The organism is Sulfitobacter sp. UBA4523, assembly GCF_002388305.1.
In the GTDB taxonomy this organism is placed as follows: domain Bacteria; phylum Pseudomonadota; class Alphaproteobacteria; order Rhodobacterales; family Rhodobacteraceae; genus Sulfitobacter; species Sulfitobacter pontiacus.
This window is the reverse complement of record NZ_DGMH01000050.1, coordinates 141278-154937: the sequence shown is the minus strand read 5'-3', so window position 1 is coordinate 154937 and position 13660 is coordinate 141278. Positions and strand designations below refer to the sequence as shown.

Sequence of the window (13660 nt, the reverse complement as noted above, 5' to 3'; positions counted from 1 at the left end):
GCCATCACCGCCAGCATCGCGGTAAAGCCTGCGGTGCCCACGGCCATCGCGGACCGCGTGTCCAGCCCCTCGGGCAGCGGCACCAGCCAGTCTGCCTTCACACGCGCCTTTTGCGCATAGCCGCCCCAATGGGCCTCGCCCACACGCCAGCCGGTCAGCACGACCTTATCGCCGGGTTTGTAGCGATCATCGTCCGTTGCCTCCACGGTGCCTGCGAAATCGATACCGGGAATATGGGGATACTTGCGCACCAAGCCGCCGCCCGGTCCGATGCACAGCCCGTCCTTGTAGTTCACGGTCGAATATTCGACAGCAACGGTCACATCCCCCTCGGGCAAACGGTCAAGGTCGATCTGGGTAACCTCGGCATGGGTCTTGCCGGTGTCCTCATCCTTATTCACCATCAACGCATCAAACATCATTTCTCCTGTCTCGGACCGCCGTTCAGGGCCCGCTTCATTTTGCCAGTAAACTCCGGGGAGCCCGAGGGGCTGGCCCCTCGGTTCCATGGGTTCAAGCTGCGCGCCAGTGGGGGTGCCCGCCGACTCACATCTTGCAAAATTAATGTCAGACAATTAAAGTTTTTCCAAACCATAAATGTAAGACATATGAATTCCACGCCAGAAACCGCCTCTGATCTGTCCAGCCATATTGCCGCGAACATCCGTGATGCCATCATCAAGGGTGTGCTGATCGTGGACGAACGCCTCCCCTCCGAGGCGGAGCTGTCGGCGCAGTTCAACGTCTCGCGCGCGACGGTGCGCGAGGCGCTCAAGCGGTTGGCGGCACAATCATTGATCCGTACCCAACGGGGGGCAACGGGCGGCGCTTTCGTCAATCGCATCAGCTTTGAAGCCGCCCAAGCGCAGCAGATCACCACCTCTACCCTGCTTTTGTCGATGAACGACGTGAGCTTCGAGACCGCCTGCGAGGCCCGCTTCGCGCTAGAGCGCGCCTGCGCCCCCCTGTCGGCGGCACGCAGGCAGGATCATCATCTGGACGCGATGCAAAACGCGCTTGCCACGCAATCTGCCCCTGATCTGTCGGACGCAGGCTTTTGCGCGGCGGATGTCGCGTTTCACCGCGCGCTGGTCGATGGGGCGTGCAATCCGGTGCTCTCCTATCAACTCGCCGGTGCGGTCGAAGCGATGCAGCCGCTGATGAACATGATCACCTTCACCGCATGGTCCCGCGACGCCATCGTCGCGCGCCATCGTGACATCGCCGCCGCCATCGCCGCCCGCGACGCCGGTGCCGCCGCCCAAGGGCTGACCCTGCTTGAGGAAGAGACCCAGGCCCTCGCCCGCACCGTCTTTGCTCGCCGCAGCAAACAGAGTGACGCGGCCCGATAGCCGCGGGTCACCTTTCGTTTTCAAAGCTTTCCCCTTGCAAAGCAAATCACGCCCCTTATATCTGGGGTGTCCTTCGGGACTATGGGTATAAACGCGCATGTAATAAGCGGTTCGGACCCGGGGGCGGTACCCGGCGACTCCACCAAACATCCGTCATTTGCGGATCATGGGGTCGAAATAGGATCGACGAACGTCTAAAGATGTTGCTTTATCTCGGCTGACTGCCACCGTTATCGGCGTAAAATGTACAATTGCAAATGACAATCGTGCTCCAATGGCGATGGCCGCGTAAGCGACCGGAACTATTGAAACTTAAGTCCTTACGTTTAGCGACCTAAGGCGGGGTTCGCAGGTACCTGGCAACAGAAACCTGCACTTACCTCTCCCCCGTAATTCCCCACCTTCAAGCGCATGATATGCAGTTTCCGCCTGCTTATGTTCAGGCGGGTCATCGCCTGTGCTGCAATCGAACGGCAGCTTGCATAAGCACTTCGTCCGCTTCAGAATGAAGAGCAGAACACCCAAGCCCCTTGAACCCTGACTTTCAACGCGCACTTCGGGTTTGTTTGACTTGCAGTCAAAAAGTCCATAATTTTTAATAAGATACATTAACCGCCCACAAAGCAGAGAAGCCGCTCAATGTCCCAATCGACTGAAATCCTTGTCTCAACTCGGTTCTCGTTTCTAGGGGCGTCAGGATGGCAAAGCGACTTTTCCAAAGATGCGGCAATGCTGTTCGATAAAAACAGGCTATTGCGACGGCTGTGGCTGTTCAACAATATCGCATTGGCGAGCCTCGCGTCGCAAACGGACGATAACTTTCACCATTTCATCCTCTCCAGCGATCAGATGCCCGATTGGGCAAAATCAGAGCTGACCGATATGTGTGAAGACCGTTTAGGGGCTGGTAAGTTCACGATACAATTCGCGCCGCAGGGCCCGGCGAGGAAGTTTCAGCGCCACGCAATCGGAAAATTTGCTGGGAGCGATCCCGTGGCGCAAGTCGTCCTTGATGATGATGACGGCCTATCTTCGGATTTCATCGCAACGCTCAGAGCGCATCTAGCGCAAGCCGAGCCGCTCGAAGCGGAGGGCACGCCCCATTTTTACACCTTTCCAAAGGGGTACGCATTGGGCCTGCGTGACGACGAGGTTCAGTTATGGGCACATCGCTTCAAATTCATCAATTTGGGTCTGACGATGGTTGGCAGGAAAGACCATAAAAACATATTCGGCATCGGCCATATGGATGCACCAAAACGGTTCGGCTACACCAGCGACACTCGGAAACTCATGTATATCCGCACGTTGAGCGACGTGAACGACTCGCGTGTCAGCGTCGGTGAAAGATGGATAGAGGTCGAGAATTGGCGCGACGACGAGGACTTTAAATCAAGGTTCCCTTGGATGCTGGACGTGCCGTTCAAAGAGTTCAACGATTTCGATAGTTTGGCGTGATAGCAACCCGCGCCCCCTAACTGACAATCCGCATCCTTTGAAACCCGCCGCGCGTATGTGCGGGCAGTGCCAATCGGTGCCCCACCGGCGCTTGACCTCGGGGGCCGGTACTGCGACCTCTGGCGCGGGGCATCGTGAGAGGCATATGCGAGATATGAGTGTACCGGAATGGGGCCTGCTGGCGCGCGTGTTCGGGCGGATCGGGGTGCTGTCCTTTGGGGGGCCAGCGGCCCAGATCGCCCTGATGCACAAAGAGTTGGTCGAGCGTCATCGCTGGCTTTCGGAAGACGGTTTTTTGCGCGCGCTGTCCTTGTGCATGTTGCTGCCCGGGCCAGAGGCGATGCAGCTGGCGACCTATGCCGGATGGCGGCTGCGCGGCACCCTTGGGGGGCTGTTGGCGGGGCTTTTGTTTGTGCTTCCCGGGGCTGCGGTCATTCTGGCGCTGGCCTTTGGCTATGCCTATTTCGGCCAGCTTCCCTTGGTTCAAGCCGCGTTCATGGGGATCAAGGCGGCGGTCATTGTCGTGGTCTTTCAAGCCTTGCGCAATCTGGGACGCAAAGCGTTGCACGGGCGCGCGGGATGGGTGCTGGCCGCGCTGGCCTTTGTGGCGCTGTTCGTCTTAGGTCTGCCTTTCCCGCTAATCATTCTGGGCGCGGGCCTTTGGGGCGCTTTCGGAGCCACCGGGCACGGCAGCGTGGTCGAGATTGAGGGGCGACATCACCGCCCTGCCCGCCCCTTCGGCGTCATCGGGCTTTGGGTCGCGCTATGGGCGTCGCCGCTGATGTTTGTCTGGGGTATGGGGAATGAATTCCTGCTCAAGATCGGGCTCTTCTTCTCGAAGCTCGCGGTGGTGACCTTTGGCGGTGCCTATGCGGTGCTGGCCTATATGGCGCAGACCGTGGTGCAGGATCACGGGTGGATCACCACCGAACAGATGATCGACGCCTTGGGGCTGGCCGAGACGACGCCGGGCCCTCTCATTCTGGTGACGGAGTTTGTCGCCCTGCTGGCGGGTTTTGCCCAATCGGGGCCATGGGGCGCGGTCTCGGCCGGGGCTCTGGCGCTCTGGGTGACGTTTACGCCCTGTTTTCTATGGATATTCCTTGCCGGCCCGTATCTGGAGGCGATCTCGGCGCAGCCGCGGCTGGCGGGGGCCTTGCGCGCGATTACCGCCGCCGTCGTCGGCGTGATTGCCAACCTATCGGTCTGGTTCGCGCTGCATGTGATGTTTGAACGCGTGCTGCCTATGGCGCATCTGGCCGTGCCTCTTCCTGATTGGAGCAGCTTTGATCCCCTGGCCGCTGTATTGACGGGTGTGGCGGGAGTGTCGATGCTGGGGCTGCGGTTCGGCTTTGTCCTGACGATGACGATAAGCGCAGCATTGGCCCTTTGCTGGCGCCTGTTGCTATAAATTTTTGCGCCCCCTTTTCACTGGTGCGAAATGCCGTATGCTATCGCCATCAACCAAGGCCGGAGAGAAGTAATGAGCCGAAGCATTGAGTATGGCAATCTGATGCACGATGCCATGCGCGGGTTAATTCGTCAGGTATTACTTGACGTTGCAGCCAATGGACTGCCCGGCAACCATCACTTCTTTATTACGTTCGACACCTCTCATCCGGATGCGGAACTGGCCGATTGGCTGTCCGACCGCTATCCCGGCGAGATGACCGTCGTCATGCAGCATTGGTACGACAAGCTTGAGGTCACCGAGGAAGGATTCTCGGTCACGTTGAACTTTGGCGACGCCCCCGAACCGATGTATATCCCCTATGACGCGATCCGCACCTTTGTGGATCCGTCGGTGGAATTCGGCCTGAAGTTCGAACAGCAAGAACCCGGCCAGCAGGACGAGGACGAAGACCTGCCCCAGCAGGACGAAAGCGAGCTTGAGGTCGAGGAAGAAGCCCCCAAAGCCGCCGAAATCGTATCGCTGGACAGCTTCCGCAAGTAATCGACCCGTCAGCGCTGCCTTGTCGCCAAGGTTAGCGCCATCGGCTCATTGCACCGCTGCGGCCCGCGGGGTAAACCCTGATCAGACATAAGCCCAAGATCAGGAGCCTTTTCATGGCCGATACCCGCACAGAAACCGACAGCTTTGGCCCATTGGAAGTGCCGTCCGATAAATACTGGGGCGCGCAGACCCAGCGGTCGATCATCAACTTTCCCATCGGGTGGGAAAAACAGCCCGTGCCGATCATCCGCGCCCTTGGCGTCGTGAAAAAAGCCTGTGCGATGGAAAACCTGAACCAGGGCAATCTGGACCAGAAACTGGCCGATGCAATCACCGCCGCCGCGACCGAGGTGATCGAGGGTAAGTTCGACGACAACTTCCCGCTGGTCGTCTGGCAGACCGGTTCCGGCACCCAGTCGAACATGAACGCGAACGAGGTGATCTCGAACCGCGCGATCGAGATGCTGGGCGGCGAGATGGGGTCGAAAGATCCGGTCCACCCCAACGACCACTGCAACATGGGACAGTCGTCCAACGATACCTTCCCTACCGCGATGCATGTAGCGATCGGCATGCAGGCCCGCGATGTACTGCTGCCCGGCCTGCAAAAACTGCACGACGCCTTGGTTGCGAAGTCCGAAGAGTTCAAGGACATCATCAAGATCGGCCGGACCCATACCCAGGATGCGACACCGCTGACCCTGGGGCAGGAATTCTCGGGCTATGCGCATCAGGTGAAAAAGGGGATCGAACGGGTCAACGCCTGCCTGCCCGATATCTATGAACTGGCCCAAGGCGGTACTGCCGTTGGCACCGGTCTGAACACCAAAAAAGGCTGGGCCGAAGCCGTGGCCGCGCATATGGCCGAGATCACCGGCCTGCCCTTTGTCACCGCGCCCAACAAGTTTGAATCGCTGGCCGCCCATGACGCGATGGTCATGTTCTCGGGCGCGCTGAAAACCGTTGCGGGATCGCTGTTCAAGATCGCCAATGACATGCGCTTGCTGGGGTCCGGCCCGCGTTCGGGTCTGGGCGAGTTGATCCTGCCCGAGAACGAGCCCGGGTCGTCGATCATGCCGGGTAAGGTGAACCCGACGCAGGCCGAAGCGCTGACAATGGTCTGTGCGCATGTCATGGGCAATGACGCCGCCGTCGGCTTTGCCGGCTCGCAAGGGCATTTCGAGCTTAACGTCTACAACCCGATGATGAGCTATAACGTCCTGCAATCCATGCAGCTTTTGGGCGACAGCGCCTCGGCCTTCACGGACAATATGGTGGTCGGCACGCAGGCCAATGTCGAACGTATCGACAAGCTGATGAAAGAAAGCCTGATGCTGGTCACAGCGCTGGCCCCTACGATTGGCTATGACAACGCGACCAAAGTCGCGAAGACGGCCCACAAGAACGGCACGACGCTCAAGGAAGAAGCAATCGCCTTGGGCTTTGTCGATGCCGAAACATTCGACCGCGTGGTGCGGCCGGAGCAAATGATCGGACCCAAAGAATGAGCGCCCCCATCAACCTCAACAAGGTCAAGAAAGAGCGCAACCGCGCCTCGCGCAAGGCCCGTGCCGATGAAAACGCGGTACAGTTCGGCCAGAGCAAGGACCAGAAAGAGGTTTTGAAAGCCCGTCTGGCGCAAATCTCGCGCAATCTGGAAGCCCATAAGCGCGACACATGAGCGCCCGACCGGTGAAACATTCGGTGACCCTTCGGGGTCACCGCACGTCGATCTCGCTGGAGGATGAATTCTGGCAGGAATTGCGCGACCTTGCGCAAGAGATGGACATGCCGATCAATGCGCTGGTGGCGCAGATCGATGCAGAGCGCGGCGTTGAAGCGGGGCTGGCCTCTGCGATCCGCGTGTATGTGCTGCGTGCATTAAAGGAACGTTTACCTTCGCGGGGGTAAGTTTCCCCCATGGTCAAACAACAGTTCTCTCCATTGTCGCCCGAGGGCTGGATGCTCGCCCTATTCAGTTCAAAGGCCGCCCGCAGCGGGTGTGTCGTGCGGCGGAATGTCAGGGATGTCGAAAGATATGTGGGCCGCCAAGCATTCGAGCAAGAACTGCTACGCCGCGGTTATCACGCTGTAGAAAATGCGGGCCAGCTCGTGATATTTTGCAATCAGGAACCGATCCGCATTATTGTTTAGGGGTTTTCTTCCCAAGACCCCCCCGCGGAATTTAGGAAAATTCCAATTTAGGCGACAGAGGCGTCGTAGATCTTGCTGATGTTCTGCCCCAGTGCCGTGTTGAACTCGGCATCCGACATCTTGACGTTCAGCCCTTCGGTCAGCGCACGCGAGAAGCTGGCGATCATCTTGGGGTTTTGCGTCAAACGCGCGCAGGCGTCTTCGGTCGAATACCCACCCGACAGCGCCACGACCCGCAGCACATTGGGGTGATCCGCAAGGCTGTCATAAAGCCCCGCGCGTTCTGGCAGCGTCACCTTGAGCATCACCAGTTCCTCCGCCGAAAGCGCGGCGAGGTGTTTCTCGAGCTCGGATTTCAGGATGTCCTCGGCTTCCGCCTTGCTCTCGGAATGGATGTTCACCTCTGGCTCGATGATCGGGACCAGACCGGCGGCACAGACGGTTTTGGCAACGGCGAATTGCTGCGCCACGACCGACGCGATCCCTTCGGGATTGGCCGATTGGATGACCGACCGTTCCTTGGTGCCAAAGATTCCGGCGGCTTTCGCGCGTTTCAGCAGATCGTCCAGCTCGGGCATGGGTTTGAGCAGCTGCACGCCGTTTGCTTCGTCTTCCAGACCTTTGTCGATCTTCAGGAAAGGCACGACGCCGCGGTCTTCCCACAGCAGTTGGGCCACAGGTTTGCCGTTAATCGTGTTGTCCATCGTGCGTTCGAACAGGATCGCGCCCAGAACTTTGTCAGAGGTGAAATCATCGGCCAGAATGATCCGCGCGCGCATGTCGTGCATGGCTTGAAACATCTCGGCATCGCCCGAGTAATCGGAAGGTTCAACGCCATAAAGGCTCAGCGCCTTGGGGGTCGATCCGCCCGACTGGTCCAATGCGGCCACAAACCCCTGCCCTGTTTCCATTTGTGTGCGCTGTGCGTCTGTCGTGGTCATGATGATCCTGGCCCTTATTGATTCCGTCGAATGTTCGTTTAACGCATCTATTCCCGCGATGATATATCGTTAGCGCCGGACAAAGCGCAGCAAAATGCCGTCTTTTGAACGAACTGTCAGATGTGCCACGGGAACAGGTGGCTTTTCGCCGACAACCTCTATGCGGTAATCGCGCAGGATACGCGACAGGATCAACGGGCCTTCGACCATGGCAAAGCCCGCCCCCGGGCAGACCCGCGCACCGGCGCTGAACGGCAGATAGGCCTCGCGCTGGCATTTCTTGCCGTTCTCGCTGTGCCATCGCGCCGGATCAAACCCGTCGGGGTTGTCCCACAGGCGTTCGTGACGATGCAGATGCCACGGGCTGATCACCACCTGTGCCCCACGCACCACGGTTCGGTCGCGGAACGTCGCAGGGCAGCTCGCTTCGCGCACCATCATCGGCACGGGGGGATAAAGCCGCAGTGCCTCGCGGAAGACATCGCGGCTTTGCCTAAGCTTGCCCATGACCGCAAAATCGCACTGGTCGATCGCCTGTGCCTCTTCGGCCAGACGGTCCTGCCAGTCGGGATGGGTCGCCACCAGATACATCGCCCATGCCAGCGCCGAGGCGCTCGTCTCGTGGCCTGCAAGAAAGAAGATCGCGACCTGATCGACCATTTCATCGGTGGTAAAGGTAGAGCCGTCTTCGGGGTCGGGCGTGGTCATGATCTTGGTCGCCAGATCGTCGGGGGCGGTGCCCGCCTTGATCGCCTCCATCCGCTCGGCCGTCAGCGCGGTGATCAGTCGCCGGATCTTGGCTGCGCTACGCTTCGTGTCGCGGCGGAACAGCCGTGGCAGCCAGCGGGGCAACGGTACAAAGGCCGCGATGTTCAGGATCGGCTGGCTGCGCTGATAGGTTTTGAATTCGTCGAAGACCTCGCGCGCCATATAGTGTTCGATGGGAATCGAAAACAACGTGCGAAAGATCACATCCGCCGCCGCGTGGCTGGTCTGCGCCTCCACCTCTAGCGGCGCGCCATCATGAGGCGCAAGCCGTGCCGCGGCTGCCTCTGCCGCGTCCCAGATCGCGGGGAAGGTTTCGCGCAAACGGCCCCCTTCAAACGCGGGGTCAATGATGCGCCGCTGTCGTTTCCACGTCGCCCCGTTGGTCAGGAAGACCGAATTGCCAAGCAGCGGGCGCAATCCTTCGCCGATCCGGTCGGACTTGGGATACTCGTCGGGGCGCGTCTTGAGCACGGTCTGGATAAGATCGGGTTGGTTGATCAGATAACTGCGGAAGAACGGGGTCTTGAACTCTGCCATCCAGGCCCGATACAGGCGTGCGGGCTGCGCCGACAGGATGTCTTGGCGAAAGAGCCGCGCATAGCGCCAAAGCGACACTTTCGCGGGGCGGCTCTCGGGTTTGGGGGGCAGCGTCATGGCGCGGTAGAGGTGAATTTATTCACCGGTTTGACAATGCGCGACCGGGAGGCAGGCCGTCCGGCATAGCGTTCGGCCAGACTATGCGGGCCGCCGGTAATCTGGAAATAGTCATAGTCCTTGGGCGCATCAAAGGCGCAAAGGTATTGGAAATGCAGCCGGAAGAACCGCCAGCGCAGTTCTTTCCAGCGGGCTGGGGTCAGCGATTGGGTGAAGGCCGCGGAGAACACCAGCGGCCAGCGTTTATCCTCGGGGGCAACGCCCGACACCGCCACCGGATCGCAAAGCGCAAAGGCACAGCCGTCGCCGGGGGCCGTGACATCGACCCATGTCAGACCCTCGCATTGGGACAGAAAGCGCAAATCGGCGCGCAGACGGTGGGCATCGCGCAGGAAGGACACCATCGGCACCACCTGCCCCAAGGTCATAAAGGCCAGCGCAGGCCCGTCAGCAGGGACACGGCCCGCGCGGATCAGATCGGCAAGGATCGACACCCCCAGATGCGCGCCCGAGGAATGACCCACGACCAGCACCTCGTCCACATCAGACCTCAGCGCCTGCGCGATGGCATCCCCGAATTCGGTCATGCGCGTTTCAAGCGCGGGCGGGTTCGCCCCGCGCGTCGCGGCCCCGAAGGCGTAATCATGCATCAGGTAATAGGCGAAAAGCTTGCCATCCTGTTTCTTGAACCAGCGCAGCACCTGCCAGCCCAACCCCACGCCAGCGGCGGCGACGATCCCCTTGAACCACGCAGGCCCGCCAAAGAAGGTCACCCCCGCGTAGAGCAGCTTGCCCGCGAGGGCCGCGATCAACAACTGCAGCAGCAACATCCCCACCGGATAAAGCGCCGCAATCACGGGCCCCTTGCGCAGCTTCATCAACCGCCATAGCGCACCCGACGCGATATAGACCCAAGCCGTCTGCACCAACTGCCCATAGGTTGCGAGGATCGAATTGCTCATGGAGATGCGGACGATGTCGGACCAGACGAGCACGTCGACCTGAGCCTCTACATCAACGCCATCGATATGCGCGGCGACGTTCCAGCCATAGTTCCCGCCGCCCTTCTTGGGCGACAGCGCGATCTGATAGTCCGAGATCCGCGCCTGTGCGCCGCCTTCCTTGCGGTAAAGCTCGCGGTAGCGGCGCGGATGAATGGGGTCATAGCCCGGGATATAGAAAACCCGTCGAGTCCTGACTGTCTGCTCTATGTTCTCGGCCATCGTTCACCCTGTATTTCGCCGCAGCTTAAACAGGTTTTCCGGCAAGAGTAAGGCGCCTAACCCAAGGATCCCAAGGCAGGAAATGTTTCCAGCAACCAGAAAGAGAAGGTCGTAAACGCCCCCGTCAGCAGAGCCAGACCGACGACCACCAGCAAGATCCCCATGCCGCGTTCGATCAGCTTCATATAGGGCTTGATCCGGTTCATGACGTGGGTGGCGCGGGTAATGAACATCGCCGCCAGCAAGAAGGGGATACCCAAGCCCGCCGCATAGACCCCCAGCAAAAGCGTGCCGCGCGTGACCGAGGCTTCGGACGCTGCGAGCGACAGGATCGCGCCAAGCTGCGGCCCGATGCAGGGTGTCCAGCCGAAGGCGAAGGCCAGCCCAAGGATATAGGCCCCAAAGGACGTGCCGCCCTTGTCGCCCGCATCCAGACGCGCTTCTTGATCCAGAAAAGGAATGCGGAAGACGCCCAGAAAATGCAGACCAAAGATGATCACCACAATGCCCGACAGCCGCGCGAAGAGCACCTGATTTTGCAGGAAGAACGCCCCGAAGACCGAGGCCGTGAACCCCAGAATCAGGAACACCGTACTAAGCCCCATAACAAAGAACAGGGCCGCGATGACAGCCTTGCGGCGCGCGGCGGCGACCGATGACATATCGTTCAGGGTCACCCCGCTCATATAGGCGAGGTACGGGGGGACGATGGGCAGCACACAGGGGCTCAGGAAGCTGATGATCCCGGCGGTCAGCGCGATGAGTATGGCGGGCAGTAGTCCCGCGTCGATCAGGTCAAATCCAAACATGACATCAGCCATAATCTGCTTTGTCCGGCGCGTCACCTGCTGTTGCGCGTGATCCCCGTCACAAGGTTGTGGACGCGTTGAAACATGTGGCTTATCTGAGGATCATGACAGATAAAAACTTTCTCGACGCGACGGGGCTTTTGTGCCCCCTGCCCGTGCTTAAAGCCCGTAAACGCCTGCAATCATTGGCCTCTGGCGAACTTCTGACCGTGCATGCGGATGATCCCGCCGCGATCATCGACATCCCACATTTCTGTGCCGAGGCCGGGCACAGCCTTGAAAGCGCCGCGATGGACGAAACGCCGCAGGCCTATGTGATCCGCAAAAAGTAACGGTCCCGCCGCCCCACGTGCGCCGATACCGCAGATAAAAAAGGCAGACCCAAAGGTCTGCCTTTTGTCGTTTCTATATTTCAGCGCAGGGGCGCTGCTTAGCCGCCCAAGGACCACCAGCCGCGCCGCTTGGGCTTGGCGGGTTTTTCGGGCTCCGCCTGCGGGGTCGCCTCGGGCTGAGGTACTTCGGTGACCGGTGGCTCCGGCTGGATTTCCTGCGCGGGCGGCATTTCCGTCGGGGTGCTATCAGGCACTTCGGTCGGAGCCGGCGTTTCCTCCACCTCGGCAGGCTGGGACGGCTGCGCGGGTGTGGGTTCCGGCGTCGGGATCGGCGTCGGCTCCTTTGCGGGCTCGGGCGTCGGCGCGTCTGGTGTCACCTCAGGCTCGGGCTTGGGCTCGGGGGTTGGCTGCTCTTTTGGCGCAGGTGTTTCCTCGGGCTTGGGTGCCTCTTGCGAGCCCTCTTCGGTAGCCTCAACAGGGGCGGCCTTGGGCTTGCGCGTGCGGGTCCGCTTGGGTTTTGGCTTGGGCGCGTCTTCGGCGGCGTCCGCGTCGGCAGGAGCCGCGTCGGCAGGTTTCGCGTCCTCAGAGGTTTTGGCATCCGCGTCTACGGTCGCTTCTGCCGCGGCATCAGCCTTGGGTTTGCGGGTCCGGCTACGGGTGCGCTTGGGTTTGTCCTGCGGTTTCGCGTCATCAGAAGCGGCGTCTGCAGTCGCATCCGTTTTCGCGTCATCTTTGGCACCAGCAGTATCCGCCTCGGTTTGCGCGGGCGCGTCGCTATCGCCGTTGTCACCGTTGGTGTTGCTATCGCCGTTGTTTTCACCGTTGGCGGCATCATCCCCGTTGGATTTGCCACCCCGACGCCGCCGGCGACGACGACGGCGCTTGGGTTTCCCCTCGCCGTCATTGTCATCGTCAGAGCCATTGTGCTGGCTCTGCCCGCCATTGCCGTTGCCGCTGGGTTCATTGTCAGCGTTGTCCGCATCTGCTTCCGCATCGACATCCAGATCGTCGACCTCGTCCATGATGGAGGTATCAACCGACACCACATGTTCGATCGGCGTGACAACGCGTGTCGCGGTCTTGAACTTTTCAAGCGAGAAATCGGGGCTGACCAAAGCGGGGTCGCCTTCGATGCGCACGGCCATGCCATAGCGGCCTTCGATATGGGCGATATGTTCGCGCTTCTGGTTCATCAGGAAGTTAGCGATGCCCACAGGCGCGGTGATCAATACCTCGCGCGACCGTTTGCGGGTGCCCTCTTCCTCGATCTGGCGCAGGATCGACAGCGCAAGGTTGTCGTCCGACCGGATCAGGCCCGTGCCGTGACAGGCGTGGCACGGCTGGGTCGTCGCCTCGATCATGCCGGGACGCAAACGCTGGCGCGACATTTCCATCAGGCCAAAGCCGGAAATACGGCCCACCTGAATACGCGCACGGTCGGTTTTCAGCTTTTCCTTCATCAGCTTTTCAACGGCGGCGTTATTGCGACGCTCGTCCATGTCGATAAAGTCGATGACGATCAGACCGGCCAGATCGCGCAGACGCAGCTGACGAGCGACTTCGGCGGCGGCTTCCAGGTTGGTCTTGGTCGCGGTCTGTTCGATGGAGCCTTCCTTGGTGGCCCGGCCCGAGTTCACGTCGATGGCGACAAGCGCTTCGGTCACACCGATCACGATATACCCGCCCGAAGGCAGTTGCACCGTGGGGTTGAACATGCCCGACAGGTAGCTTTCGACCTGATAGCGCGCGAACAAGGGCAGCGTTTCGCTATAGAGCTTCACGTTCTTGGCGTGGGACGGCATGATCATCTTCATGAAGTCCTTGGCGATGCGGTAACCGCGTTCACCTTCGACAAACACCTCGTCAATCTCGCGGTTATAAAGGTCGCGGATCGAGCGTTTGATCAGGTCGCCTTCTTCATAGATCTTGGCGGGCGCGATGGATTTCAGCGTCAGCTCGCGGATCTGTTCCCACAGGCGTTGCAGGTATTCGTAGTCGCGCTTGATCTCGGCCTT

Annotated in this window: 15 protein-coding genes and 1 other RNA gene; 10 read left to right on the top strand and 6 right to left on the bottom strand. The window is 60.1% G+C overall.

What is annotated here, in order from left to right:
• Nucleotides 1-419, bottom strand: a 419-nt coding sequence (locus B3849_RS12195) for an alcohol dehydrogenase catalytic domain-containing protein (protein WP_286780229.1), incomplete at its 3' end; no start/stop codon positions are given.
• Between the two features lie 189 nt (nucleotides 420-608).
• Here B3849_RS12195 and B3849_RS12190 point away from each other — a divergent pair.
• From B3849_RS12190 to B3849_RS12150, 9 genes are all read left to right on the top strand, one after another.
• On the top strand, nucleotides 609-1352 hold the full coding sequence (locus tag B3849_RS12190) for a FadR/GntR family transcriptional regulator (protein WP_286780228.1): 744 nt from the start codon (nucleotides 609-611) through the stop codon (nucleotides 1350-1352).
• Between the two features lie 30 nt (nucleotides 1353-1382).
• Nucleotides 1383-1729: a transfer-messenger RNA gene (ssrA, locus tag B3849_RS12185) on the top strand.
• A 262-nt stretch (nucleotides 1730-1991) separates the two neighbouring features.
• The gene (locus tag B3849_RS12180) at nucleotides 1992-2810 is read left to right on the top strand and encodes a glycosyltransferase (protein ID WP_286780227.1); all 819 of its coding nucleotides are present in this window, start codon (nucleotides 1992-1994) and stop codon (nucleotides 2808-2810) included.
• 154 nt (nucleotides 2811-2964) lie between these two features.
• Entirely contained in the window at nucleotides 2965-4221 is a 1257-nt protein-coding gene (gene chrA, locus B3849_RS12175; RefSeq protein ID WP_286780226.1) for a chromate efflux transporter, read from the top strand.
• Nucleotides 4222-4293: 72 nt separating this feature from the next.
• The gene (locus B3849_RS12170) at nucleotides 4294-4764 is read left to right on the top strand and encodes an SspB family protein (RefSeq protein ID WP_005853671.1); all 471 of its coding nucleotides are present in this window, start codon (nucleotides 4294-4296) and stop codon (nucleotides 4762-4764) included.
• 113 nt (nucleotides 4765-4877) lie between these two features.
• Nucleotides 4878-6272, top strand: a complete 1395-nt coding sequence (gene fumC / locus B3849_RS12165; protein WP_005853673.1) for a class II fumarate hydratase — start codon at nucleotides 4878-4880, stop codon at nucleotides 6270-6272.
• Nucleotides 6269-6445 carry a DUF4169 family protein gene (locus tag B3849_RS12160; protein WP_005853675.1) on the top strand — a complete coding sequence of 59 codons (177 nt, stop codon included), beginning with the start codon at nucleotides 6269-6271 and terminating at the stop codon, nucleotides 6443-6445. The genes fumC and B3849_RS12160 overlap by 4 nt, the downstream gene beginning before the upstream one ends.
• A complete protein-coding gene (locus B3849_RS12155; protein ID WP_064216470.1) occupies nucleotides 6442-6675 on the top strand; it encodes a ribbon-helix-helix domain-containing protein in 234 nt (77 codons plus the stop codon). The genes B3849_RS12160 and B3849_RS12155 overlap by 4 nt, the downstream gene beginning before the upstream one ends.
• Before the next feature lie 9 nt (nucleotides 6676-6684).
• Nucleotides 6685-6918 (top strand): N-(5'-phosphoribosyl)anthranilate isomerase, encoded by a 234-nt coding sequence (locus B3849_RS12150; protein WP_286780225.1) that lies wholly within the window; start codon nucleotides 6685-6687, stop codon nucleotides 6916-6918.
• A 47-nt stretch (nucleotides 6919-6965) separates the two neighbouring features.
• Here B3849_RS12150 and B3849_RS12145 read toward each other — a convergent pair whose 3' ends face one another.
• The 4 genes from B3849_RS12145 to B3849_RS12130 form a co-directional block, all read right to left on the bottom strand.
• On the bottom strand, nucleotides 6966-7859 hold the full coding sequence (locus B3849_RS12145) for a fructose bisphosphate aldolase (protein ID WP_286780224.1): 894 nt from the start codon (nucleotides 7857-7859) through the stop codon (nucleotides 6966-6968).
• 69 nt (nucleotides 7860-7928) lie between these two features.
• On the bottom strand, nucleotides 7929-9281 hold the full coding sequence (locus B3849_RS12140) for a cytochrome P450 (protein WP_286780223.1): 1353 nt from the start codon (nucleotides 9279-9281) through the stop codon (nucleotides 7929-7931).
• Entirely contained in the window at nucleotides 9278-10504 is a 1227-nt protein-coding gene (locus B3849_RS12135) for a hypothetical protein (protein ID WP_286780222.1), read from the bottom strand. Before B3849_RS12135 ends, B3849_RS12140 begins: the two co-directional genes overlap by 4 nt.
• Nucleotides 10505-10560: 56 nt before the next feature.
• Complete coding sequence (locus B3849_RS12130; RefSeq protein ID WP_037945030.1) at nucleotides 10561-11313, bottom strand: cytochrome c biogenesis CcdA family protein; 753 nt, start codon at nucleotides 11311-11313, stop codon at nucleotides 10561-10563.
• 104 nt (nucleotides 11314-11417) lie between these two features.
• Here B3849_RS12130 and B3849_RS12125 point away from each other — a divergent pair, with 104 nt between their 5' ends.
• Nucleotides 11418-11645 (top strand): sulfurtransferase TusA family protein, encoded by a 228-nt coding sequence (locus tag B3849_RS12125; RefSeq protein WP_243250206.1) that lies wholly within the window; start codon nucleotides 11418-11420, stop codon nucleotides 11643-11645.
• A 98-nt stretch (nucleotides 11646-11743) separates the two neighbouring features.
• On the opposite strand, the gene B3849_RS12120 is transcribed toward B3849_RS12125, so the two are convergent.
• On the bottom strand, nucleotides 11744-13660 hold a 1917-nt coding region (locus B3849_RS12120), incomplete at its 5' end, for a ribonuclease E/G (RefSeq protein ID WP_286780221.1).

Excerpts from the sequence above, each read along its gene's own strand:
- B3849_RS12135 (WP_286780222.1), bottom strand. The coding sequence starts at position 10,504 with ATGGCCGAGAACATAGAGCAGACAGTCAGGACTCGACGGGTTTTCTAT.
- B3849_RS12160 (WP_005853675.1), top strand. The coding sequence starts at position 6,269 with ATGAGCGCCCCCATCAACCTCAACAAGGTCAAGAAAGAGCGCAACCGC.
- B3849_RS12140 (WP_286780223.1), bottom strand. The coding sequence starts at position 9,281 with ATGACGCTGCCCCCCAAACCCGAGAGCCGCCCCGCGAAAGTGTCGCTT.
- B3849_RS12180 (WP_286780227.1), top strand. The coding sequence starts at position 1,992 with ATGTCCCAATCGACTGAAATCCTTGTCTCAACTCGGTTCTCGTTTCTA.
- B3849_RS12190 (WP_286780228.1), top strand. The coding sequence starts at position 609 with ATGAATTCCACGCCAGAAACCGCCTCTGATCTGTCCAGCCATATTGCC.
- fumC (WP_005853673.1), top strand. The coding sequence starts at position 4,878 with ATGGCCGATACCCGCACAGAAACCGACAGCTTTGGCCCATTGGAAGTG.
- B3849_RS12130 (WP_037945030.1), bottom strand. The coding sequence starts at position 11,313 with ATGTTTGGATTTGACCTGATCGACGCGGGACTACTGCCCGCCATACTC.
- B3849_RS12170 (WP_005853671.1), top strand. The coding sequence starts at position 4,294 with ATGAGCCGAAGCATTGAGTATGGCAATCTGATGCACGATGCCATGCGC.
- chrA (WP_286780226.1), top strand. The coding sequence starts at position 2,965 with ATGAGTGTACCGGAATGGGGCCTGCTGGCGCGCGTGTTCGGGCGGATC.
- B3849_RS12150 (WP_286780225.1), top strand. The coding sequence starts at position 6,685 with ATGGTCAAACAACAGTTCTCTCCATTGTCGCCCGAGGGCTGGATGCTC.
- B3849_RS12125 (WP_243250206.1), top strand. The coding sequence starts at position 11,418 with ATGACAGATAAAAACTTTCTCGACGCGACGGGGCTTTTGTGCCCCCTG.
- B3849_RS12145 (WP_286780224.1), bottom strand. The coding sequence starts at position 7,859 with ATGACCACGACAGACGCACAGCGCACACAAATGGAAACAGGGCAGGGG.
- B3849_RS12155 (WP_064216470.1), top strand. The coding sequence starts at position 6,442 with ATGAGCGCCCGACCGGTGAAACATTCGGTGACCCTTCGGGGTCACCGC.